23 protein-coding genes and 1 riboswitch are annotated in these 21,806 nt (G+C 43.1%); of the genes, 19 read left to right on the plus strand and 4 right to left on the minus strand.

Annotated features, from left to right (window positions below; genetic code table 11):
- Nucleotides 1-16: 16 nt before the first annotated feature.
- A complete protein-coding gene (gene fliM, locus P6N53_RS14185) occupies nucleotides 17-1,012 on the plus strand; it encodes a flagellar motor switch protein FliM (protein ID WP_304544291.1) in 996 nt (331 codons plus the stop codon).
- Nucleotides 1,005-2,222: a flagellar motor switch phosphatase FliY gene (gene fliY / locus P6N53_RS14190; RefSeq protein WP_304544293.1), complete on the plus strand. Its 1,218-nt coding sequence runs from the start codon at nucleotides 1,005-1,007 to the stop codon at nucleotides 2,220-2,222. Before fliM ends, fliY begins: the two co-directional genes overlap by 8 nt.
- Before the next feature lie 86 nt (nucleotides 2,223-2,308).
- Here the strand turns inward: fliY and P6N53_RS14195 are convergent, their stop codons facing one another.
- Together P6N53_RS14195 and P6N53_RS14200 are read right to left on the minus strand one after the other, a co-directional pair.
- Entirely contained in the window at nucleotides 2,309-2,743 is a 435-nt protein-coding gene (locus P6N53_RS14195; RefSeq protein ID WP_304544295.1) for a hypothetical protein, read from the minus strand.
- A gap of 19 nt (nucleotides 2,744-2,762) precedes the next feature.
- A complete protein-coding gene (locus tag P6N53_RS14200; protein WP_304544297.1) occupies nucleotides 2,763-3,098 on the minus strand; it encodes a nucleotide pyrophosphohydrolase in 336 nt (111 codons plus the stop codon).
- A 179-nt stretch (nucleotides 3,099-3,277) separates the two neighbouring features.
- Here P6N53_RS14200 and P6N53_RS14205 point away from each other — a divergent pair, with 179 nt between their 5' ends.
- From P6N53_RS14205 to guaA, 3 genes are all read left to right on the plus strand, one after another.
- The gene (locus tag P6N53_RS14205) at nucleotides 3,278-3,979 is read left to right on the plus strand and encodes a hypothetical protein (protein ID WP_304544299.1); all 702 of its coding nucleotides are present in this window, start codon (nucleotides 3,278-3,280) and stop codon (nucleotides 3,977-3,979) included.
- A gap of 164 nt (nucleotides 3,980-4,143) precedes the next feature.
- Nucleotides 4,144-4,683: a hypoxanthine phosphoribosyltransferase gene (hpt, locus tag P6N53_RS14210; protein ID WP_304544300.1), complete on the plus strand. Its 540-nt coding sequence runs from the start codon at nucleotides 4,144-4,146 to the stop codon at nucleotides 4,681-4,683.
- A gap of 29 nt (nucleotides 4,684-4,712) precedes the next feature.
- Nucleotides 4,713-6,254 (plus strand): glutamine-hydrolyzing GMP synthase, encoded by a 1,542-nt coding sequence (gene guaA / locus P6N53_RS14215; RefSeq protein ID WP_304544302.1) that lies wholly within the window; start codon nucleotides 4,713-4,715, stop codon nucleotides 6,252-6,254.
- A gap of 77 nt (nucleotides 6,255-6,331) precedes the next feature.
- Here the strand turns inward: guaA and P6N53_RS14220 are convergent, their stop codons facing one another.
- Nucleotides 6,332-8,062, minus strand: coding sequence for a flagellin N-terminal helical domain-containing protein (locus P6N53_RS14220; RefSeq protein WP_304544304.1), 1,731 nt, complete (start codon nucleotides 8,060-8,062; stop codon nucleotides 6,332-6,334).
- Between the two features lie 207 nt (nucleotides 8,063-8,269).
- On the opposite strand from P6N53_RS14220, the gene P6N53_RS18775 reads away from it, so the two are divergent.
- Nucleotides 8,270-8,476, plus strand: coding sequence for a GMP synthase (glutamine-hydrolyzing) (locus tag P6N53_RS18775; protein WP_373323059.1), 207 nt, complete (start codon nucleotides 8,270-8,272; stop codon nucleotides 8,474-8,476).
- 41 nt (nucleotides 8,477-8,517) lie between these two features.
- Here the strand turns inward: P6N53_RS18775 and P6N53_RS14225 are convergent, their stop codons facing one another.
- The gene (locus tag P6N53_RS14225) at nucleotides 8,518-8,694 is read right to left on the minus strand and encodes a hypothetical protein (RefSeq protein ID WP_304544306.1); all 177 of its coding nucleotides are present in this window, start codon (nucleotides 8,692-8,694) and stop codon (nucleotides 8,518-8,520) included.
- A gap of 122 nt (nucleotides 8,695-8,816) precedes the next feature.
- On the opposite strand from P6N53_RS14225, the gene P6N53_RS14230 reads away from it, so the two are divergent.
- From P6N53_RS14230 to purH, 13 genes are all read left to right on the plus strand, one after another.
- A complete protein-coding gene (locus P6N53_RS14230; RefSeq protein WP_304544308.1) occupies nucleotides 8,817-9,278 on the plus strand; it encodes an SLOG family protein in 462 nt (153 codons plus the stop codon).
- 395 nt (nucleotides 9,279-9,673) lie between these two features.
- Nucleotides 9,674-9,946, plus strand: coding sequence for a type II toxin-antitoxin system Phd/YefM family antitoxin (locus P6N53_RS14235; protein ID WP_304544309.1), 273 nt, complete (start codon nucleotides 9,674-9,676; stop codon nucleotides 9,944-9,946).
- Nucleotides 9,933-10,235, plus strand: a complete 303-nt coding sequence (locus P6N53_RS14240; RefSeq protein ID WP_304544312.1) for a type II toxin-antitoxin system RelE/ParE family toxin — start codon at nucleotides 9,933-9,935, stop codon at nucleotides 10,233-10,235. The genes P6N53_RS14235 and P6N53_RS14240 overlap by 14 nt, the downstream gene beginning before the upstream one ends.
- Nucleotides 10,236-10,476: 241 nt before the next feature.
- Nucleotides 10,477-10,932: a hypothetical protein gene (locus P6N53_RS14245; protein WP_304544314.1), complete on the plus strand. Its 456-nt coding sequence runs from the start codon at nucleotides 10,477-10,479 to the stop codon at nucleotides 10,930-10,932.
- A 518-nt stretch (nucleotides 10,933-11,450) separates the two neighbouring features.
- A riboswitch (guanidine-I (ykkC/yxkD leader) is annotated at nucleotides 11,451-11,551 on the plus strand.
- A 161-nt stretch (nucleotides 11,552-11,712) separates the two neighbouring features.
- Nucleotides 11,713-13,086 (plus strand): NCS2 family permease, encoded by a 1,374-nt coding sequence (locus P6N53_RS14250; protein WP_304544316.1) that lies wholly within the window; start codon nucleotides 11,713-11,715, stop codon nucleotides 13,084-13,086.
- A 24-nt stretch (nucleotides 13,087-13,110) separates the two neighbouring features.
- Nucleotides 13,111-13,623, plus strand: coding sequence for a 5-(carboxyamino)imidazole ribonucleotide mutase (purE, locus tag P6N53_RS14255; RefSeq protein ID WP_304544317.1), 513 nt, complete (start codon nucleotides 13,111-13,113; stop codon nucleotides 13,621-13,623).
- Nucleotides 13,624-13,660: 37 nt separating this feature from the next.
- Complete coding sequence (gene purB / locus P6N53_RS14260) at nucleotides 13,661-14,953, plus strand: adenylosuccinate lyase (RefSeq protein WP_304544319.1); 1,293 nt, start codon at nucleotides 13,661-13,663, stop codon at nucleotides 14,951-14,953.
- A gap of 22 nt (nucleotides 14,954-14,975) precedes the next feature.
- Nucleotides 14,976-15,683 (plus strand): phosphoribosylaminoimidazolesuccinocarboxamide synthase, encoded by a 708-nt coding sequence (purC, locus tag P6N53_RS14265; protein ID WP_304544321.1) that lies wholly within the window; start codon nucleotides 14,976-14,978, stop codon nucleotides 15,681-15,683.
- 32 nt (nucleotides 15,684-15,715) lie between these two features.
- The gene (locus tag P6N53_RS14270) at nucleotides 15,716-17,131 is read left to right on the plus strand and encodes an AIR synthase-related protein (RefSeq protein ID WP_304544323.1); all 1,416 of its coding nucleotides are present in this window, start codon (nucleotides 15,716-15,718) and stop codon (nucleotides 17,129-17,131) included.
- Nucleotides 17,116-18,540 carry an amidophosphoribosyltransferase gene (gene purF, locus P6N53_RS14275; protein WP_304544325.1) on the plus strand — a complete coding sequence of 475 codons (1,425 nt, stop codon included), beginning with the start codon at nucleotides 17,116-17,118 and terminating at the stop codon, nucleotides 18,538-18,540. The genes P6N53_RS14270 and purF overlap by 16 nt, the downstream gene beginning before the upstream one ends.
- 12 nt (nucleotides 18,541-18,552) lie before the next feature.
- Entirely contained in the window at nucleotides 18,553-19,602 is a 1,050-nt protein-coding gene (purM, locus tag P6N53_RS14280; RefSeq protein WP_304544327.1) for a phosphoribosylformylglycinamidine cyclo-ligase, read from the plus strand.
- Between the two features lie 12 nt (nucleotides 19,603-19,614).
- Nucleotides 19,615-20,232: a phosphoribosylglycinamide formyltransferase gene (gene purN / locus P6N53_RS14285; RefSeq protein ID WP_304544328.1), complete on the plus strand. Its 618-nt coding sequence runs from the start codon at nucleotides 19,615-19,617 to the stop codon at nucleotides 20,230-20,232.
- A gap of 21 nt (nucleotides 20,233-20,253) precedes the next feature.
- On the plus strand, nucleotides 20,254-21,798 hold the full coding sequence (gene purH, locus P6N53_RS14290) for a bifunctional phosphoribosylaminoimidazolecarboxamide formyltransferase/IMP cyclohydrolase (RefSeq protein ID WP_304544329.1): 1,545 nt from the start codon (nucleotides 20,254-20,256) through the stop codon (nucleotides 21,796-21,798).
- Nucleotides 21,799-21,806 lie beyond the last annotated feature (8 nt).

The raw sequence follows: 21,806 nt of genomic DNA on the forward strand, positions 1-21,806 counted from the left end.
TAAAGGGGGTGTAAAGTTGTCCAAGGAAGTATTAAGCCAGGGAGAAATAGATTCGTTATTAGCTGCCCTTTTATCAGGTTCAGTTCCTGAGGAAGAGCCTGTGGAAATCAAGGAAAATAAAAAATTAAAGGTATATGATTTCCGCAGACCAAACAAGTTTACCAAGGAACAGCTTCGCACCCTGCAGGTATTGCATGAAGGTTATGCAAGGTTGCTTTCTAATTTTTTATCTGGCTACCTTAGAACTAATATATCTATAGAAGTGGCCTCAATAGGTCAATTTACTTATGAGGAATTTGTTAATTCGGTTCCCAGTCCGACTGTAATGACAATTTTCAGTCTTTCACCCCTTAAAGGGAACGCCTTAATGGAAACAAATCCCCAGTTTCTTTTTCCAATTATTGATCTTCAATTTGGAGGCCCTGGTGAAATGCCCCTTAAGGTGCGTGAACTAACCGACATTGAGTTGTCTGTATGTAACCGCATTATTAAAAGACTTCTTGACCATCTGACAATATCCTGGAAGGATATTGCTGCAGTAACCCCAAGGATAGAGTCTATTGACGCGAATCCTCACCTACACCAGCTAATGTCACCTAATGATATTGTTGCGGTTATCACTTTTTCTACCGGTGTGGGGGAGGAAGTAAGAGGTTTAATTAACCTTTGTCTGCCTTTTAATTTTTTAGATCCTGTATTATCCCGTTTTTCAGCTACCAATCAGTTTATGAGAGATAACGAACAAAATGAAACAGATATTAAAGCTCTGGAGTTTTGGTTGGGAGAAGCTGATGTGGAATTAGCTGTTAACGTTGGTCAGAATGAAATAAGTGTAAAAGATTTCTTACAACTTCAGGTGGGAGATGTCCTTCCTTTGAATAGGAATTTCAATCAGGATCTGGATGTCTACATAAATGATGAACTAAAGTACAAAGCTCAAGTGGGAACTGTTGGCCAGACCTTGGCAATTCAGGTGACCTCATTGGCTGAGGAGGCATGGGAAATTGTCTAGACTATTAAGCCAGGAAGAAATAGATGCTCTAATGAATGCCCAGGCAACTGGGGATAACCCAGGTAGTTCTGAAGAGTTGGTCTTACCAGGTGTTGAGGCGGGTTCTTCTGCAGAGGCCATTAATGAGGATGCTAGTCCGAACCTAGTACAGTTGATGACTCTTGAAGAAATAGATGCTTTGGGTGAAGTGGGAAATATTTCAATGGGCTCTGCATCTACAACATTGTCAGAGATACTAAGTCAAAAAGTTAACATAACCAGTCCAAAGGTAAAAATTATAACAAAGGCTGAGTTGTTTGACTCCTTTGTTGTACCCTATCTTGTTATTAAAGTTGACTTTAGTGAAGGTATTAATGGCTATAATTTACTGATTATCCGTCTTGAAGATGCGGCAACCATGGCCAGCCTGATGATGGGTGGAGATGGTACTCCCATGTCCGAGGAAATATCAGAAATGGAAATCAGTGCTGCGTCCGAGGCAATGAACATGATGATAGGGACCTCGGCAACCTCCCTTTCCCAGATGTTCCATCGACCAATTAATATTTCTCCACCAGAAAGCACACTATTAAGAACGAAGGATGACCCTTTAGCTAGCCCGCCAGAGAAAATTGAGGATACCATTGTAGTTGTATCCTTCAATATGACAATTGGTGACTTGGTGGACACTGAAATAATGCAAATTATGTCAGTTGAAACAGCTAAGGAAGAGGCTAGCCTTTTGTTGATGGATTTGGTTGGTGGGCCTCCTGAACAGGTACAAATAACGGAATCGGCAATACCAGAGCAAGAATTTCCCGAACAGCTAGAGGAACTGGCTATAGATGTGCCGGATGAAATAACTACCCAGGAGCCACTCTATACTAGTCCATCCCCTATGGTTAATAACGAGACCCTTAACGTACAACAGCCTGCTGCCAAGGCCCCGTCCCTTGGGAGCCTTGAACAAAGAAATCTCGAGCTCATTCTTGATATCCCCCTTAAGGTAAGTGTAGTCCTGGGGAGAACAAAGCGTCCTATTAAGGATGTTCTAAAAATTGCTCCTGGTACAGTGGTTGAGCTTAATACCCTTGCCAATGAGCCGGTAGAAGTACTAGTCAATGGTACTCTAGTGGCCACCGGAGAGGTAGTGGTGGTAAATGAAAACTTCGGTGTGCGCTTGACCAATATTATCAGCCCTATAGAGAGAATCAAACGGCTTGGATCATAAAAGAGGTTAGAAGTGAGTGCTTTGGACTACTTACTTCTAACCTCTTTCTAACATCAAGGGTCGATTCCTTTGAGTCTTCCAGCTACTTAATTTAATAGAAACAAATACTGGTATTGGTCTTCGTCAACAGCCACCAGTGCCTGGGCAAGATCTGAACTTACATCTAAGCTATCCGCTAACTGTTCAGGATTAAGACCAAGTACAGCTGGCAAAACTTCTCTCTTTAACAGTTCAAAGTCCCGCGCAGTTGATTCCAGTTTATTATTCAAAGAAGTAATTAAAGGACTTCCTTCCTTCAGAGTTTGGATAAACACACAATCTCCCCCGGCATAAATAGCAAATACAGGTAGTTTGATGCCGCTCTTTCCCTCCGACAGGGCTTGCATTCTCTTCATTAATATTTCAACATTACTGTTTCCCCGGGAAAGTATAAAGTCTTCCTGAATAAAATCAGCTGCCAAGCGGCCCACAAGGGATAGCGGGTGTAAGCTGGCTTTTTTCAGCAGCACTACTTTGTTCATATATGCTCCCTCCCAGATGTTACTGTTTTTCTGGATCAACTTTAATGCGAGTCCAGCGATCGCTGTCACGCTGTCTATATTTTTCCATCATTTCTTTGAAGGCCTTGTCCAAGTCAATATTCATTGAGTTTGCAAAGCAGCCCATGATAAACAATATATCTGCCATTTCTAGGGCCAGGTTTCCCTCAGGCTCTCCTTCTTTTTTAGGTTTTTGCCCATACAAGTGGTTGACTTCCCGCGCCAGCTCGCCCACTTCTTCTGTTAATCTGGCTAACATGGACAGTGGGTGCCAGTACCCCTCTTCAAATTGACTTATCCACTCATGGACATCACTTTGCATATCCTTTAGGCTCACAATATCCCTCCCGGTAAGAACTTCAGGGTAATTATACCATTTTATGCCTGTTATTGTTACCCCCGGGTACTTTTTAATACCATAAACAGCTGGGATATGCCATAAAGGGAAAGTTATTGGTATAAAGTGTAACCCAAGTCAGTATTTATTAGAAAAGAAATTAGTCTGGGGGGGTTTTTGTGCTTACACCTAGATGGTTAATGTTAAACAGGCATCGAATAGGACCCATAGCGGTTGTGCTTGGGGTATTGATTTTTGTGCTTGTATTAGGGGGAATGTTTTTTTCAAGCAGAAGTCAAATTGATGCTCAAAAAACCTTTGATACAGCCCTTTATAATACCTTTGCCAGTAAAAGCTTTCGTTTTACAGTGGAGTCCAAACTGTTAGGGGAAAACGAATTTTATAGCAAGGTTGAAGGGGAAAGGGTAATGCCGGATAAAGTTCATATTAAAGGTACTATTCTTAAAACACCCGTTGAATTCACCCAGATTCAGAATAACACATACATGAGGGACCCCTTTTCTGGAAAATGGATTACCCTTAACGATGTAAGAATGTCCCAGGCTGAATTATTTGTTACCGAGTTAAATCCTTTATCCAATTTCAACTTTAAGGATATTCCAGAACTGTCCTATCGAGGGGAAGAACAGATCAATGGGGAGACACTCCTGGCCTATGAACTAAGGCCCAATGTGGAAAATATTTTCTTAGAAGAGCAGTTTAATGATTTCTTTTATAAGGTCTGGGTGGATCCTAAAGGTAAAACCATCCGACAGGCAACCATACGGGCAAATAAGACACTAGGAGATGTTAATGGGTTAGAAATATTTATTAAAATGTGGGATTATAATAGGAATCTTAAAATAGATATCCCCCAGTAGTGGGAACTTAATTTAATAGTGAAAAAATGTCGCCGGTTAAATGGCGGCATTTTTTATGGTATTCTAGGAGAGTCTAATATAAGTAAAAATATCAGCTATTGACGAAAAAACAATATATTTGTTATGCTCTTATGGTGGGCAATTATTGGCAAGGAGTGAAGATAATGCATCCCCATGTGGAAAAAATATTATTAGATGAAGCCCAGATAAAAGAACGGGTCCTTCAACTGGGCCAGCAAATAAGCCAGGATTACAAGGGCGAAAGTATTTTGATGGTAGGTATTCTAAAGGGAGCAATGATATTCCTGGCGGATTTGGTTCGCAACATTGATGTAACCACTTACTTTGACTTTATGGCAGTTTCCAGCTATGGAGCAGGTACAGTCTCTTCCGGTGCTGTAAGGATTCTAAAGGACTTGGACAAAAGCATCGAAGGCAGACATGTAATAATCGTTGAAGACATTGTAGATACAGGCTTAACCCTGCAATACTTGGTGGAAAACATGAAGTCCCGGGGTCCTGCCAGTCTTAAGATTTGTACACTCCTGGACAAGCCAAGCCGCCGTAAAGTGGATGTACAGATTGACTACAATGGTTTTAGCATACCTGACGAATTTGTTGTAGGCTATGGTTTGGATTACGGTGAAAAGTATAGGAATCTACCCTATATCGCTGTGCTAAAACCTGAGATATATCAAGTTTAACAATATATCCTTTGAAAGGGTGAAGGGAAATGTCTTTAGCTGAGCAGGAACTGATACTGGTTCTTGATTTTGGTGGCCAGTATACTCAACTGATTGCCCGGAGAATTAGGGATTGCAACGTATATTGTGAAATTGAGCCACACAATGCATCCATTGAGAAAATAAAGGAAAAAAATCCACTGGGTATTGTTTTTTCCGGAGGACCATCCAGTGTTTATGGGGAGAAAGCCCCTTCCGTTGATCCGGCAGTGTATGAACTAGGTATTCCTGTGTTAGGTATTTGCTATGGCATGCAGTTGATGACCCACCAGCTTAAGGGTAAAGTTGTGTCTGCCGAGCAGGCTGAGTATGGTCGTACAAATCTGAGGGTAATGCAGTGTGACAACCTATTAAAAGGGCTAGGACCCGATGAGCAGTGCTGGATGAGCCACGGTGACCGGGTAGAGGAGGTTCCCCCAGGGTTTGTGGTTACAGCTAAAACGGAATTAGCCCCTGTTGCAGCTATGGCTAATGAGGAACATAAGCTTTATGCAGTTCAGTTTCACCCAGAAGTGGTGCATACACCTAAAGGAATGGAAGTATTAAAGAGTTTTCTTTTTGATATTTGCGGCTGCTCAGGTACCTGGAATATGGGCTCATTCCTGGAAGAGGCTGTGGTCGATATTCGTCAAAGGGTTGGCGATAAAAAGGTTTTATGCGCCTTGAGCGGTGGAGTAGATTCATCCGTTGCGGCAGTGCTGGTTCACAGAGCCGTTGGTGACAAGCTGACCTGTGTTTTTGTAGACCACGGTCTGCTGCGAAAGAATGAGGCCCAGCAGGTAGTGGATACCTTTAGAAATCTGTTTAATATAAAGCTGATTCATGTGGATGCTTCGGACCGTTTTTTAGGAAAGCTGAAGGGTGTTACTGACCCGGAAGAAAAAAGAAAAATAATAGGAACGGAATTTATACGAGTCTTTGAAGAGGAAGCAGGAAAGCTTGGAGAAATTGATTTTCTGGTTCAGGGAACCCTTTATCCAGACGTTGTGGAAAGCGGTACCGCCACGGCAGCTGTAATTAAATCCCACCATAATGTAGGTGGCTTACCCGAGGATATGAAGTTTAAGCTGGTGGAGCCATTACGCTGGTTATTTAAGGATGAAGTTCGTAGATTAGGGGAGGAACTGGGCCTGCCTGAGGATATTGTCTGGCGTCAGCCTTTCCCCGGGCCAGGACTGGCCGTTAGAATTTTAGGTGAGATAACCAGAGATAAGCTAGAAATACTGAGGGAAGCAGATTTTGTAGTTACCGATGAGATTAAAAGAGCCGGCTTAGCCAGGGAAATCTGGCAGTACTTTGCCGTCCTCCCCAATATGAAGAGTGTGGGTGTAATGGGAGACGGGCGTACCTACGCCTATGCTGCCGTTGTACGGGCGGTATACAGCCACGACGGCATGACAGCCGACTGGGCCAAAATCCCCCACGAAATACTGGGCAATATCTCGACCCGCCTGGTAAATGAGGTCAAAGAAATCAACAGGGTGGTCTACGACATCACCTCCAAGCCCCCAGGAACCATTGAGTGGGAATAAAAAAGGAACCCCGCAAACCTTGGGAAATTAAGGTTTGCGGGGATATTTTTATGTCTGTTTATAAAAATCCATAGATTTTATTTTAACAATTGAAGGACAGTTTGTTGAAATTGATTTGCTTGTGCTAACATGGTTTGTGCAGCTTGAGAGAGAATATTTCCTTTGACCATTTCTATCATTTCTTTAGCCATGTCTGTATCAGTAATTTTTGAATTTGAAGCAGTTAAACAAATTTCGTAGTTAGAGGCATTCTTACTAATATGATTGAGTCTATTTTCATATGCCCCTAACCTTGAACGTTCCCCTGATACGATTTTAATTGCGTTATCAAGTTTACTAATTGCATTTTCAGCTGCAATTTGAGTTAACACATTAATATCTTCAATATCTAGAGCATTTGTTTTCATATCGTTTATACCGATTTTTATGATGTTGCCAGTATTAGGACCTACTTGTAAAAAAACTGGATTAGGATTTTCAACAACTACTACCCCATCAGTGGTTCCAGGTGAAAAGTCTAGGTGACTTTGACCATGACCACTACTATTTATAGCTATATCATTAATTATTTTTGCTTCCCCATCACTTTTTACTTCAATGTAGCTATTATCTCCCTGACTTGAAAAAAAGGCTGTAAATTCAAATACATATTGATTAAGTAAAGTGTCAAATCTAAAGGTCGCCTTTGCGCCTGCTTGAGAACCTACTGCGTTAAATTTATTAACTAAATCATTTATATTGTCAGATTCCTCAACAGCAACGGAAACACCATTTAAGTACACTATACCATCCTTTGTAACGGCATTAGAATTAATATAATCCAAGTCATTACCAAGAAGAAATAGAATATACCCGGTAGTACCTACACTATACGTTGTAACTTCCAGACCATTGTGAAGTTTTAAAGTTAACCCGTCACCAATGGCAGCTTCACCATTTATATTACCCGCAATGTCAATACCTTGCACATCCTCAGTTCTAGTCATTAAAGCTCCTAAACCGATATTATCCAGGGTTATTCCTATGGTTTTACTTTCTACATTAATTTGTCCTTTTGAACCGGGAGTAACTGATTCCAGGATTAAGTTTTGTGCTGTACCATTAACATGTATATTTGCATGGACTTTAGATATAGATGCAACGCTATTTATTTTAACAGCAACTTCTGCCAATGTCATTCCGGCTTCTAAGTCAATCTCAATTCCATTAACGGCTATTTTTTGATCGTTTAAAATACCAGTAGCAACATCAATATAATCTCCAGTAATTATTGCATTTGTCGCCTTTGCTGTAAAATCAACCATATATTCACCAGTAGGAGTATTTTCTGTTGCTGAAGCGTGTGAAATATATCCGCTAAACCTACATCTTGCCGGCTCATCGGAGACATTACCATTTAATAACTTAATGCCATTAAATTCAGTATTATCTGCAATACCATCTATTGCAGAAATCATTTGTGATATTTCTTTCTGTATTGCTTGTCTATCTTCGAAGGATAATGTATCATTTGCTGCTTGAATAGCAAGTTCCCTCATTCGTTGAAGGGGTGGTTCAAGTATATTTGCAAGCCCTCCTTCAGCAGTTTGAATAAGAGAAATACCATCCTGAATATTTCTTTGTGCCTGCTGAAGTCCCCTAATCTGTGCCTTCATCTTTTCAGAAATAGATAATCCTGCTGCATCATCAGCGGCTTTGTTTATCCGAAGTCCAGTAGACAACCTCTCAACTGATTTGGATAGATTTTTATTAATATTTTTTAATTTGTTGACTGAGTTAAGTGCTAGCACATTATGTACTATTCTCATTGCATACTCCCAAGCAATATTTTTTACTATATATTCGGTTAATCTAAATAGATCTAAATAGTTACTTTAATTTTTAATAGGAAATTAGTCCTATAAAAACTGCGTCCATGTTTTTCTTCAAAGGTATATTAAAGTTTATCAAAATTGAATTGAATTTTCCTTTTATCAGTGGTTGGAGGAGGATTACCAGCGTAAAAACACTTAGTACTGGTTAAAGAAATAAGCAGGGTGGTTTATGACATCACCTTCAAGCCTCCTGGCACCATTGAGTGGAATAAAAAAAAGACCCCGAAAACCTCGGTAAATCAAGGATTTCGGGGTCTTTTTTTATCTGTTGATAACAACCTGATACGAAGGTTAAGGCACTCTCAGTTTTCTGGATACTGGTTTGTAAGCATATTTAGATTTTTATAAGTTATTACGGGTTTTATGCTCCTATAAATTAATTTGCCAAATTATCTCTTATCGTGTATTTCAATTTTTCCGTGTTTTTCTTCAAATTCTCGGATGCAGTTGTTGATAAGAAACATGATCTGACCACTTGCGGAACGGTCTTCGTATTTTGCGACATAATGAAATTTTTGCAATACTTTTTCATCGATTCTAATACTGATGTGCTTATTTTTATTCAATTCAATCAACCTCACCAACTAATAATGCACTAATTACACATTTATTCTAAGTGCATTTTATGATAGTATTAGCATATGCACTAAAATTAAGTGCACAATATTTTGTGGAGGAGTAGAATGAAGTGAACAAATTAAATACCTGCTGCTTCACCGGACACCGCAAGCTACCAAAAGAGAAAATTGAACACATAATAAAGCGCCTCAACCATGAGATAGATAACCTCATAAGTAAAGGCGTAACAAATTTTATTTCCGGTGGGTCTTTTGGGTTTGAGCAAGTTGCAGCTTCACTAATTATTGCCAAGAAAGAAATGGGGAGAGGTGTTAGGCTAATTTTTGCAAAACAGGATAAACTTTGGAGTGCAGAGCAAAGGGAACTCTATAATAATCTATTGGCAGAAGCTGATGAGATTATTTATGTATTGGAAGAATACCATAATGGCTGTATGAAAAAACGTAATCGCTATATCGTTGATTGCTCAGCTTATTGCATTTGTGCTTTGTTGCATACACTTAGCGGTACAGATCGAACAGTGAGATATGCAAGGCGAAAAGGATTGCATGTTATCAATGTGGCAGATTAGCTGTTGATTCTCAAATTAATTTGGTAGTTACCAGTCAGGTATATAGTGAAAGAGTTAAAAGAATTTAGGTTAATAAAAATCAAGGGAAGAAAAGAAAGCAGCGTATACAGCCACGACGGTATGACAGCCGACTGGGCCAAAATCTTCCATTTGAGAAAAAAATGCCTATTTTGTACCATTTTAATTTACAAATCTACATCAGTGCACCTGAATATTAACCCTTACGAAATAAAGTAACTGTATCCGATAAGGTTTGAGTACTTAGAAGTTCACTAGAAGAATTCTAACAGAAGATTTATACAGTTGCCCAAAACATAAGAGTTCCGCAGGAGGCATGATTGTTCGTTTATCGTGATTATGATAAAATTATGATAAATTAATGAAGGGGTGAGCGTATGCCACATATAAGACCAGTATCTGATTTGAGGAATAATTTTGCTGATATTTCCAAATTGGTGCATGAAACCGCTGAACCTGTGTTTTTGACCAAGAACGGATATGGTGATATGGTTGTCATGAGCATTGAAGCCTATGAAAAGATGCAGTTAGAAGTTATGATTTATGATAAGCTGAAGCAAGCGGCAGTTGAAGCCCAAACGACTGATGTTCGGTATGATTTTGATGAAGTGGCATCCGAAATGAGGAATAAACTTCTTGAAAAGTTATAAAATCAAGATGCTTCCTGCTGCTCGGATTGATTTGGGCTATATGATTGATTACCTGTCTGAATACAGTCCAGAAACATCTCTGAAGCAGTATGACAGGGTGATTGGCAAAATTAACACATTAAAGGAATTTCCTTTTATGTGTGGAGAATATCCGATTGAAGTCATGGGCTTTCGTTACAGGCGAATGGTGATTGATAAGTATCTGGTCTTTTATATTGTGAAGGAACAAATTGTTGAAATCCACAGAATTTTGTATGCTAAGATGGATGTAACAAAGCAGCTAAAATAACTGAAGTTGACAATAAAAATAATATAGTTATAAGTAAATCAGGCGTACTAAAAACTAATATTTTTAGAAGCCTGATTTTTTTGCTGATTTCAGTGACATGGAACGCTGAAAATCCACTAAAGTACTAATGAATTATCAATTGTAAATAATAAATGCAATATAAATAGGCAGTAAAGCAATTCTTGGAGGTTTTATTATTTACTCCATTGTATTTATTATTGGAAAATGGCATCATAAAGTCATGAAAATATTAAACAACCAAAATTATATTACAAATAAACAGCTGGAAGATATTATCAAATTAATGGGTCAGGATTATAAACCTAGAAAAATCGTTATTTATGAAACGAAACTAGACATTCTCAGGTTTTATTCCAAATGCTTTAACTTTTCTTTGGAGGAGCTTAGGGGTGAGCTGGAAGGTTGTTATGATGAAAGCCTGGATATAGTATATATTTTTATTTTTGCCCAGACTGATGACGGCGATGACCTGCATAGTAAGCAGCTATATTCCTTGCACGCTTTAGCCCATGAACTAAGGCATAGGTATCAACTGGTAAATAACTATTTAAGAAATGATGATGAAAAATCCGAAGAGGATGCTGATAGGTTTGCAACCAGGTTTATTAATCATAACTCAAAGAAAATCAGTAAAATAATGAACTGGGATGAAGAATGGACGGTTGAGGAGGAATAATAAAAACACAGAAGCCGAAGGCGTAACTCTTCAGTCTAGCCTCCGGCTTTTTTACTCTGTGTTTGTGTTTTCTTTGGGTATTACTTCTAACCCGATTTCTTCAAGAATCTTATTAATTAATTCCTTCGTCACACTCATCCCTCCTTTACTAAGATAGTATATCATAATATCATAAAAAATACTACGTGTCTACAACTAAGGAATGATTTTCCTTTTAGTCATTTACAAAGACTACATATTATTAATATGAAAGTTCTTGCTTTTTAGAACCAAAATATATTTAATTTTATCCTCAGAAATAATATTTTGGCTGCGGAAAGGAGTTGGTTACTTTATTTAAATTAATATTTAAGTGGCAAATTTAAATATATATTAAGTTGCGTTAAAATCTTGTCAAGTTTTGATTTAATTTGCCTTTGCTCAGTTGACAAACTTTGACTGGCTTGCTAGTATGTGATTGTACAATTTAATCTATATTCCGTATATTTCCGGGGGTGTACCGGTATTGAGTACGGGAGGGAAAGTGTACCTAGGGTTCCACAGCTCCATAGGGAGTTGGTTCGGTCCAAGCGGTACAGGCGCATTTGCGCTACACCAGAGGGATAAAAGCCCAGGCGGTAGGTTTCACTCGCTGAGAATGAAACTTATCGTTCTGGGCTTTTTTGTACTTATAGCTGATTTTCCTGATACTGAAGGGCACACCCTTCCTGTTAATGCATTACTATTTTCCAGCAGGTAATAATACTTGGCAACAGACTTTTTGCTAGGAGGACTTGCCAGGTGCTGGAACAACTTTTCAAATTAAAAGCGAACAAAACCACCGTAAGGACAGAGATTATTGCGGGCCTCACAACATTTATGACCATGGCCTATATTCTCTTCCTTAACCCCAACATTCTTTCCGCTACCGGGATGGATAAAAATGCAGTATTTTTTGCCACGGCAGTGGCCGCCGGTGTTGTTACTATAGCCATGGGTCTATTTGTAAATTTCCCCATAGCCTTAGCACCAGGCATGGGACTAAATGCCTTCTTCGCGGCGGTGGCAGTACAGGGGGTAGGAATTCCCTGGCAAGTAGCCCTGGGTGCAGTATTTATTTCCGGTGTAATATTTGTAATTCTTACAGTAACCAAGGTTAGGCAGATTTTAGTAGAAGCAGTACCTAATTCCCTTAAGCGGGCTATTACAGTTGGTATAGGTTTATTTATTACCATTATAGGACTAAAAATGGCTGAACTGACTGTTGTAAAGATTGGCCCTGTGATTCCACCAACTTTACAAGCCCTAGAAACTGACGGGGTAGCTACATTACAGTCCTTTGAGTGGAATACCCTAATGGGTTCCTTTCATAACCCCAATGCTTTACTTACCCTGATAGGCTTGGCCATTACTGCAATATTAATGGCTAATCGGGTGAAAGGTTCCCTTTTGATAGGTATATTGGCATCCACCTTGATAGGTATCCCAATGGGAGTAACGGTAATACCTGAGCAGTTCTCTCCCTTTGCCTTGCCTGATTTTGAGAACCTACATGTGTTTGAGCTTGACATCATGGGAGCAATAAATCTAGGTATCTGGACGGTGGTATTTACCTTTACCTTTGTTGAGCTATTCGATACCTTTGGCACCCTGGTGGGTACTGCAGATAAGGCTGGATTGTTGGACAAGAATGGACAATCACCTAAAATCGGCAAAGCTATGATGGTTGACGCCATGGGGGTTTCCTTTGGTGCCCTTATGGGAACCAGCACCATCACTGCCTATGTAGAAAGTGCCGCAGGTATTGGTGAGGGCGGACGTACCGGTTTAACTGCGGTTACCACAGGCCTGATGTTTCTACTGGCCCTGGGTTTAGCGCCCTTGGCACTGCTTATACCGGGTGCCGCCACATCCCCGGCCCTTATTATCGTAGGGGTGCTGATGGTATCAGCGGTGCGGGAAATTGATTTTGATGATTTTAGCGAGGGCTTTCCGGCCTTTATGACAATTACATTGATGCCCTTCACCTTTAGTATTGCCAATGGTATTGCGGCGGGCATTGTTTTTTATACTGCCCTCAAGGTTTTGTCTGGTAAAGCCAGAGAAGTTCACTGGATGATGTATATACTTTTTGTGTTAGTGGTAAGCCGCTATCTCTTCCTGGGCGGCGAATAAAAGATATAGGAGGTATTTATTAGAATGACAGCTATGGTAGGTATTGTACTAGGCAGCGACTCCGATTTGCCGATGATGAAGGATGCAGTAAAGGTATTAGAAAAGTTTGGTATCACCTATGAAATGAATATTTCCTCTGCCCACCGGGCCCCGGATAAGACTGCCCATTATGCAAGGGCTGCCGAGTCCAGGGGGATGAAAGTCATCATCGCCGCAGCAGGCCTGGCTGCTCATCTGCCTGGAGTTATTGCTGCCCACACAGTGCTGCCTGTAATTGGAGTGCCTGTAAAATCCGGTGCGCTGGACGGAGTTGATGCCCTATATTCCATAGCCCAGATGCCCCCTGGAATCCCAGTGGCATCGGTAGCCATCAACGGGGCCAAGAATGCTGCCATTCTCGCTGCCCAAATCATTGCCACCACCGACAACTCTATTAAGGAAAAACTCTACCAGTATAAAGAAGAAATGGTCCAGGAAGTTGAAGCAAAGGACGCCAAAGTGAAGGAACTGGGTGTGGAGGGTTATCTAGCCGTTTAAATAGTTTTGCACTTATGATTGGAGGATGTTCTGTTAAATGATTGAGCGTTATTCACTGCCGGAAATGAAGCAAATTTGGTCTGATGAGAACAAGTTTCAAAAATGGTTGGACGTTGAAGTTGCTGCCTGTGAAGCAATGGTTAAGCTGGGCCAAATCCCGGAGCAGGCCCTGAAGAATATCAAGGCAAAGGCTGCTTTTTCAGTAGAACGTATACTGGAGATTGAGGCTGTTACCCGCCATGATGTTATAGCCTTTTTAACCTGTGTGGCAGAGAATGTGGGAGAGGACTCTAAGTATATACACATGGGTCTGACATCCTCGGATGTGGTGGATACTGCCCAGTGTGTCCGTATGAAGGAGGCAGGGGAACTTCTCCTTAAGCGCTTGGAAAGACTGCGCCAGGTTTTACTGGAGAAGGCGGTAGAACATAGGGGAACCTTAATGATTGGCCGTACCCATGGTATCCATGCAGAGCCCATGACCTTCGGGCTCAAAATGCTGCTTTGGGTTGCTGAGACAGAGAGAAATATGGAAAGGCTACAAAAGGCCATTAAAACCGTGAGTGTTGGGGCCATTTCCGGAGCGGTGGGCACCTATGCCAATATCGAGCCGGCCATCGAGGCCCACGTGTGCCAGAAGCTTGGTTTAAAACCGGCCAGGGTATCAACCCAAATCCTCCAAAGGGATCGACATGCTGAGTACCTTTGCACCCTGGCAATTATTGCATCCTCCCTGGATAAGTTCGCCACTGAAATACGAAATTTACAAAGAACCGATATTTTGGAGGCGGAGGAATACTTTAATAAGGGCCAAAAGGGTTCTTCAGCTATGCCCCACAAGCGTAATCCTATTACTGCTGAGAATGTTTCCGGCCTTGCCCGGGTGGTTAGGGCCAATGCCTTGGTGGGTCTGGATAATGTACCCCTGTGGCATGAGCGGGATATATCCCACTCATCGGCAGAAAGGGTGGTACTTCCTGACAGCACCACCGCCCTTGACTTCATGCTCTATAAGTTTACAGGCATTATGGAAAAACTTTTGGTTTATCCGGAAAACATGATGCGCAACCTGGAGAAAACCCTTGGTCTGGTCTTTTCACAGCGTGTCCTGCTGGCCCTGGTGGATAAGGGGCTGGTGAGGGAAAAGGCCTATGAGCTAGTACAGCGTAATGCCATGGAGGCCTGGCGTACAGGCTCTAAATTTCAGGAACTTCTGGAAGGGGATGCTGAAGTTATGGAGCATTTGAACCAGGAAGACTTGGCCGGACTCTTTGACTATAATTACCACCTGAAGCATGTTGATGATATTTATGCCCGGTTTGGATTATAAATCGTAGGGAGAGGATATTAAGATGAATAAATTAGAGATGATTTATGAAGGTAAGGCTAAAAAGGTTTACCGTACCGACAGCCCGGACTTCTTTTGGGTGGAATATAAGGATGATGCCACAGCCTTTAACGGTGAGAAGAAGGGAACCATTGACAATAAGGGTGTAGTAAACAACAAGGTTTCCGCTGTATTCTTCAAAATGCTGGAAAGTAAAGGCATACCTACCCACTTTGTTGAACTGGTCAATGATCGTGAGATGATTGTTAAGGCTCTGGAAATTATTAAGGTAGAAGTAGTGGTAAGGAATATTGCTGCAGGCTCTCTGGCTAAAAGATTGGGCTTGGCAGAGGGTACTGTAATGGCCAAAACTGTATTGGAATACTACTACAAAGATGACGCCCTGGGTGACCCCTTGATTAATGCCTCCCATATAGCAGCCCTAGACTTAGCTACTCCCGAGCAAATGGAATTTATCAGGACAACTGCCCTAAAGGTTAACGACATTATGAGGGAATATCTGGCTCCTGTTAATATCGATCTCATTGACTATAAGCTTGAGTTTGGCATTCACAAGGGTCAGGTTATACTAGGTGATGAAATTTCGCCGGACACCTGCCGCTTCTGGGATAAGAATACAGGTGAAAAGCTTGATAAGGACCGCTTCCGCCGTGACCTGGGCAATGTGGAAGGTGCATACCAGGAAGTACTGCGGAGATTGACCGGAGAATAGCAGGCGAAAGATTTGCCGGAAAAGGGATGGTCATGATTATAAGTATCAAGCCTTTATCAAAGGAAAAGGGTGAATTTGAAAAAAACCTGCAAGATAATTACAGGAGGGCCACACCCCTGGCCCTCCTGGCCGGTTTCTTTTTTGATAAGCCCACTAGTCCAGAGACATATCTTAAAATTAATGAAGCAGCGGACCAAGTTGCAAATTTGGCCGGTCGGTTAGATTTACCTGTGGCTGGAGAAGTGGGATTTTCTAATAGTCTCCATGAAAGGGCTATCGTAAATGTTATGCTGGTGGGCATGAGTGACAAGGCTGATGAAGACTTGACTAATAATATTATCCTTGATGAAGCTGAACTATTGCCAACCCCACCTGCTAATCTGCAAAGTACCTGGAACTACAATCTTGATACATTAAATTTTCCTGATGATTATAATGAACTGCTGTTAAAGTTGCTGGCATCACCAAATATTGCCGGTAAGGGAGCCTTGTTTCAACAAATAATTGGCCGAAATGACCTTGGAGAATCGGTGACAAACTGGTCTTCAGTAGCAGTGATTAAAATAGAAGCTTTTAACAATGTGGGCCTAACCTTAGGCAGTTTCCCCCGCTATTGCTTCCTTGACCCAAGGAGAGGTGCTGCTATAGCAATGGCAGGGATGGCCCGCAGGCTTGTATGTGCGGGGCTTCAGCCTGTTAATGCCGGTATTTGCCTGAATAATGGTATTATGGATACTCCGGAGTCCCATTGGTCTCTGGAACAATGCAAGCAAGGTCTTGAGGAAGCCAGGCAATCTTTAGGCATATCAGCCGTTAGCCGGCAGGCTGTGGAAGAAAGCCATGCTTACCCGGTGCCGGTTATTGGAATGGCAGGCCTTGCTAATACATTAAATAGTTATACTGGACCAGGTTTTAAAGACGAGGGGGATCTTATCTTCCTTTTGGGAGACAATCTGCCTGAACTTGGTGGCAGTGAGTACCTTAAATTGCACTTTGGCCTAGAAGTGGGAAAACCACCTGCACTGAATCTGTTATTGGAGAAGCGAGTGCAGGCTTTTGTGCTTAAAGAAATAAGCAATGAATTGATTAAATCTGCTCAGCCCTGTTGCCTGGGTGGTCTGGGGGCAGCCCTGGCCGAAAGCTGTATTGCCGGGGATATTGGTGCGGATATTACTATGGTCCGCAGGTTCAGGGGAGATACACTGCTCTTTGGAGAAACCCAGTCCCGGATAGTTGTCTCAGTGGACAGTAAGCAGGGGGTAGAACTGGTTAAAAAGCTGGTGGAGGGAGAAATTCCCTTTACCCAATTGGGTAAAGTGTCGGGCAGTGCTTTGATTATTAACGTAGTTAACCCCGGCTGCACAGGTTGCGGCGGGAATTTGGTTAATCTACCCGTATCTAAAATGAAAGAAACCTGGCGGGGGGCGATTGAATGTTTAACGAAATAACACCTTTTGTACTACCGGATAAACCAGTTGAGGAATGTGGAGTTTTCGGTGTGTATGGTCAGGGTCTGGATGTGGCCAGATTAACCTATTATGGCCTTTATGCCTTACAACACCGGGGACAAGAGAGTGCCGGCATTGCGGTGGCCGATGGCAAGCAGGTACAACTTCACAAGGGCATGGGATTAGTGCCCGAGGTGTTTACCGGACATAGCCTTGATAATTTTGCCGGACATGTGGCCATAGGCCATGTGCGTTATTCCACAACCGGGGCAAGTCAACCCTTGAATGCCCAACCACTTGTGTTCCGCTATGCCAGAGGAATGCTGGGATTGGCCCATAATGGCAATTTGACGAATATAACAGAATTAAGAAGCCAGTTATCTGCAACAGGATCGGTATTTCAATCTTCCACAGACAGTGAGGTATTGGTTAACCTGATAGCCAGATATAATACCAATACGGTGGAAGAGGCTTTGATGAAATGTATGATCGACGTCAAGGGAGCCTACTCCCTTTTAATTATTACTGAGAATAGCATGTATGCTGCCCGGGACCCCCACGGCTTTAGACCCCTTTGTATCGGGCGCCTGGGTGATGGCTATGTGGTAGCCTCTGAATCCTGTGCCTTGACCACCGTAGGAGCTACCTTTGTGAGAGATGTGGAACCGGGTGAAATTATACGTTTTGACAAAAACGGTATCACCTCCAGTCAGGGCCTAAGGGCCTGTAACCCTGCCCACTGTATCTTTGAGTATATCTACTTTGCCCGGCCCGACAGCACCATGGATAGCTTTAATGTCAATAAGGTTAGGCGGGAAATGGGAAGACAACTGGCCAGGGAGTTTCCGGTGGAGGCGGATATTGTTATCCCGGTGCCGGATTCGGGAACTGCCGCTGCCCGGGGCTATGCCGAGGAGTCAGGCATACCCTTTGAGGAAGGCCTAATGAAAAATCGCTATATTGGCAGGACCTTCATCCAGCCAACCCAGCAAATGCGTGAAATCGGTGTTCGACTTAAGCTAAACCCGGTTCGGGAAGTGCTAGAAGGCAAAAGGGTAGTCATGGTGGATGACTCAATTGTTCGTGGCACAACCAGTCAAAAGATCGTGGCCATGCTGAGGGATTCGGGGGCCAAGGAGGTACACCTTTGTGTTAGCTCACCTCCGGTCATGCGATCCTGCTATTACGGGATTGATACTTCCGATGAGCAGGAACTAATAGCAGCCCAGAAGCCCCTGGAGGAAATAAGAAAGAATATCAATGCCGACAATTTGCATTATCTAAGTTTGGAAGGCTTGCTAAATATTTTTGAGCCAAAATCAAATCACTTTTGCACAGCTTGCTTTAGTGGAAAGTACCCGGTGGAAGTGAGTAAACCCAAGAAAAGTGGGAAGTTTAGTTTGGAATAGGGGAGTGTATTAATGGAGCATAAAACTGATTCTCTCACCTATGCCGGGGCCGGTGTTGACATCGAAGCCGGCAACAGGGCGGTGGGTTTAATGAAACAGGCTGTAAAAAGCACCTTCCGTCCAGGAGTTATGGCAGATATAGGGGGATTTGGAGGCCTATTTGCCCTGGATACAGCAAAGTATAAGGAACCAGTACTGGTTTCCGGTACCGATGGTGTGGGCACAAAGCTGCGGGTGGCCCAGCTAACCAATGTGCACAACACCATAGGCATTGATGCTGTGGCCATGTGTGTAAATGATATACTGGTTCAAGGTGCCGAACCGCTTTTTTTCCTGGACTACCTGGCAGTTGGCAAACTGGTGCCGGAGCGGGTGGCTGATATTGTTAGTGGGGTAGCAGAGGGCTGCCGTCAGTCCGGCTGTGCCTTAATTGGCGGTGAGACCGCCGAAATGCCCGGATTTTATGCCGAGGAAGAGTATGATATTGCTGGCTTTGCCGTGGGTGTAGTGGACCGTGGCAGAATAATTGACGGTTCTAAGATTGCTGCCGGGGATCTGGTCATCGGGCTTCCTTCCTCGGGATTGCACAGCAACGGCTACTCCTTAGCCCGCAAGGCCCTGCTGGAGGTGGCAGGCTATCAAGTAGACAGCTTTGTACCTGAATTTGGTCATACCGTGGGTGAGGAACTAATTACTCCCACAAGAATTTATGTTAAGTCTATCCTACCCCTTTTAAATAAGTTTGATATTAAAGGATTAGCCCATATTACAGGTGGTGGTCTGACTGAAAACATCCCCAGGGTTCTGCCTGAAGGGGTCAAGGTGGTGCTTGACAGGTCCAAATGGACTGTACCACCTGTATTCAAAGTAATCCAAGGCATTGGCCAGGTGGCGGAAGAAGAAATGCTGCGGACCTTTAACATGGGCATAGGCCTAGTGATCATTGTACACCAGGAACAGGCTGAATTAATATTAAAGGAGCTTGCTGAGTCTGGGGAAAGGGCTTGTCTAATTGGCAGGGTAGAGCAGGGAGAAAATTTAGTTGAGTATCTTGGTGCCTAGGAGGTCAAGATAATGGGGAAATTACGCCTGGGAATACTGGCCTCGGGCCGGGGTTCAAATTTACAAGCTATTATGGACGCCTGTCAAAATGGATTTATCCCTGGTGAGGTGATTATCGTAATCAGTGATAAGCCAGGTGCCTTTGCCCTGGAAAGGGCCAAGCAGGCCGGAATTCCTGTCCACTGCCTGGAGCCAAAATCCTTCGACAGCAAAGAACTGTACGAAGGGGCCATTGCAGACCTGTTGGCTGGGTCAGAGGTTGAGTTGGTATGCCTGGCAGGTTATATGAGATTAGTTGGTTCGACCCTGCTGGAAGCTTTCCAGGGCAGAATTATGAATATCCATCCGGCACTATTGCCCTCCTTCCCTGGACTGCATGGTCAGAGGGACGCCCTGGAATATGGAGTAAAGCTGTCCGGGTGTACCGTACATTTTGTTGATGAGGGCATAGATACCGGGCCTATTATACTGCAGGCAGCTGTTCCGGTATTGGATGATGATACAGAGGAAACTTTAGCAAGCAGAATTTTAGAACAGGAGCATCTGCTCTATCCCCAGGCCATTAAGCTATTTGCCCAGGGGAGGATTAAGGTGCAAGGTCGGAGGGTTAAGGTAAAAGCCCAAGAATAATTTAAGAAAGGCGTGGTGTTAGTGAAGGTTAAACGCGCTTTAATCAGTGTGTCGGACAAGACCAATCTGGTTGAGTTTGCCCGGGGTTTGTCTGAATTGGGGGTTGAAATTGTATCTACTGGTGGAACGGCCAAAGCTCTGCGTGAGGCCGGTGTGCCGGTAATTTATATTTCCGAAGTCACCGGTTTCCCTGAAATATTAGGTGGACGGGTTAAGACCCTGCACCCGAAGGTTCACGGCGGCATTCTGGCCCTGCGCAGTGAGGAACACTTAAACCAGCTGGCAGAGCATAACATAACGCCCATTGATTTGGTGGTGGTAAACCTTTATCCCTTCCGGCAGACCATTGCCAGGCCAGGCGTTACTTTGACTGAAGCCATTGAGAATATTGATATCGGCGGCCCCACCATGGTTAGGGCGGCCGCGAAAAATCATGCCTATGTAGGTATAGTTGTTAATCCCAACAGCTACGAGCAAGTGCTGAGGACCCTGCAGGATAAGGGGGAGCTTCCTGAACAGCTTCGTCTCGAACTGGCCAGAGAAGCCTTTGCCCATACCGCCAGCTATGATACAGCCATTACCAATTATTTAAGCCGAGTTACAAGTGGTGAAGAGGAACTCCAGCCGGAATTAAATATTTCGCTGGTAAAGGCCCAGGATTTACGCTATGGTGAGAACCCGCACCAGAAGGCAGCCTTCTATCGTGACAGCACCATCACCGGCCCCTGTGTGGCCAATGCTCGGCAGCTTCACGGCAAGGAACTATCCTATAATAATATTTTAGATGCCAACAGTGCACTGGAACTTGTAAGGGAATTCTCTGATACCTCAGTGGTAATCATCAAGCATAACAATCCCTGTGGAACTGCTACAGGGTCAACCTTAGCTGAGGCCTATAATAAGGCCCTGGAGGCTGATCCTGTTTCGGCCTTTGGTGGTATTGTGGCAGCAAACAGGGTGATTGATGCCGCTACAGCCGAAGAAATGGCAAAAATATTCCTTGAGGCCATCATTGCCCCGGATTTTACCGATGAGGCCCTGGCTATACTTACTAAAAAGGCAAATTTGCGAATATTAAAAACCGGGGACTTATCGGAACAAACGGCAGACATTATGGAGGTCAGAAAGGTAAACGGAGGCCTCCTGGTACAGCAGATGGATAGAATAGTAGCTAATGTTGAAGAGTTAAAGGTAGTTACCGAGACCAAGCCGTCACCGGAAGAACTAAAAGAAATGCTTTTTGCCATGACGGTTGTCAAACATGTTAAATCTAATGCCATCGTTCTGGCCAAGGATGGACAAATAGTTGGTGTAGGTGCCGGACAAATGAACAGGGTAGGTTCTGCTAAAATTGCCTATGAGCAGGCCGGTGAAAAGGCCAAGGGTGCCATACTGGCCAGCGATGCCTTCTTCCCCTTCCGTGATACAGTGGATGAGGCAGCCAGGTCCGGGATTAAAGCCATCATCCAACCCGGCGGTTCAATAAGGGATGAAGAGTCAATCCAGGCTTGCAACCAGCATGGTATTGCTATGGTCTTTACAGGAATAAGACACTTTAAGCATTAATCCTTAAC

Source organism: Desulforamulus aquiferis (assembly GCF_030577015.1).
GTDB classification, from domain to species: Bacteria; Bacillota; Desulfotomaculia; order Desulfotomaculales; family Desulfotomaculaceae; genus Desulfotomaculum; species Desulfotomaculum aquiferis.